This window comes from Acetobacter fabarum (assembly GCF_011516925.1).
GTDB lineage: Bacteria > Pseudomonadota > Alphaproteobacteria > Acetobacterales > Acetobacteraceae > Acetobacter > Acetobacter fabarum.
Genome location: NZ_WOTG01000042.1, coordinates 1 through 1,957 on the forward strand (window position 1 = coordinate 1; position 1,957 = coordinate 1,957).

The 1,957-nt window shown below is 63.8% G+C and carries 1 protein-coding gene; it reads right to left on the reverse strand.

Going from position 1 to position 1,957, the window contains the following annotated elements; translation table 11 throughout:
- Nucleotides 1-1,957: 1-deoxy-D-xylulose-5-phosphate synthase (gene dxs, locus GOB83_RS14565; RefSeq protein WP_242005897.1), on the reverse strand; the 1,957-nt coding region annotated here is incomplete at both ends.

Here is a 1,957-nt window from a genome sequence, read left to right on the forward strand (position 1 = left end):
ACACCCAGTGCGTTAAGGGCGGTAGCGACGATGTGGGGTGCGGAGAGCCCGGCCTCGTCATACTGCGCGTCCTGCGTGTTGTGGTCGATAAAGCGGTCGGGCAGGGTCATGGGGCGGAAGCGCACCCGGTCAAGCAGCCCGGTGCGGGCCAGATGGTGGCAGACCTGTGTGCCAAACCCACCTTCGGACCCTTCCTCGATGGTGATCAGCACCGCATGGTTGCGGGCAAGGTTTTCCACTAAAGCCGTATCAATCGGCTTGGCAAAGCGGGCATCGGCCACGGTCGGGGGCAGGCCCTGTGCCGCCAGCATGTCGGCTGCCTGCAGGCAGGCCCCAAGCCTTGGCCCGAGCGAGAGAATGGCAATGCCACCCGTCTGCGCACCGGACTGGCGCCCCATCTCGCGGATAATGCGGCCCTTGCCAATTTCCAGCACCTGCCCTTCGGCAGGCAGGTCCAGCCCAAGCCCGTTGCCGCGTGGGTAACGCAGGGCAATCGGGCCTTCATCAAACTCAGCGGCTGTGGCTGTCATGTGCAGCAGTTCCAGCTCGTCCGAAGGCGCCATGATGGTCATGCCCGGCAGGCAGCCCAGATAGGCAATGTCAAACGACCCGGCATGTGTTGCCCCATCGGCCCCGACCAGACCCGCGCGGTCAATGGCAAAGCGGACCGGCAGGTTCTGGAGCACCACATCGTGCATGACCTGGTCATACGCACGCTGGAGGAAGGTGGAGTAAATGGCGCAGAACGGGCGCAGCCCCTCGGTGGCCATGCCTGCGGCAAAGGTAACCGCGTGCTGCTCGGCAATGCCTACGTCAAAAAAGCGGTCGGGGTAGTTTTTGGCAAACGCATCCAGCCCGGTGCCGGACGGCATGGCGGCGGTGACCGCGGTCAGGCGCTTGTCGGTCTGGGCACGACGGACAAGTTCACGCGCAAACACCGAGGTGTAGCTGGGCGGGCCTGCGGGGCCTTTCTTCTGCTCACCGGTAATGACGTTGAACTTGGCTACGGCGTGGTATTTGTCGCCCGCGTTTTCTGCCGGGCGGTAGCCGTGGCCTTTTTCCGTAATCACATGCAGCAGGATGGGGCCTTTATCCGTATCGCGCAGGTTGCGCAGGATATTGACCAGCTGCGGCAGGTCGTGCCCGTCTACCGGGCCAACGTAGTAAAAGCCCAGCTCCTCGAACAGTGTGCCGCCGGTAATCATGCCGCGGGCGTATTCGTCCGCCTTGCGGGCGGTACGTTCCACCGGAGCGGGCAGCTTCTTGACGAATTTACCCGCCAGTTCGCGCAGTTCCATGAACTTGCGCGACGACATGAGACGCGAGAGGTAGTTGGACATGGCCCCGACCGGCGGAGCAATGGACATCTCGTTATCGTTAAGGATCACGATCAGGCGTTCAGCGCCCGGCCCGGCCACTGCGGCGTTGTTCATGGCCTCATACGCCATGCCGGCAGAGATGGAGCCATCGCCGATTACCGCAATCACATTGCGTTCACGGTAGGAGGGGTCATCCTCGGCGCGCAGGTGGTGTGCCACCGCCATGCCAAGCCCTGCGGAAATGGACGTGGAGGAATGGGCCGCGCCAAACGGGTCGTATTCGCTCTCGGAGCGGCGGGTAAAGCCCGACAGCCCACCCGGCTGGCGCAGGGTGCGGATGCGCTCGCGCCGTCCGGTCAGAATCTTGTGCGGGTAGGCCTGATGCCCCACATCCCAGATCACCCGGTCATCGGGCGTGTCGAACACCGCGTGCAGGGCTACGGTCAGCTCCACAACACCAAGCGAGGCCCCAAGGTGCCCCCCGGTGGTGGAGACCGCGTCCACAGTTTCGGCCCGCAGTTCGTCCGCAAGCTGCTTGAGCTGCTCAACAGACAGGTTGCGCAGGTCCGCAGGAACCCGAACACGATCCAGCGCAGGAAAACGGCCAAAAGTGGGAATCGGTGACGCGGCGTTCTGGT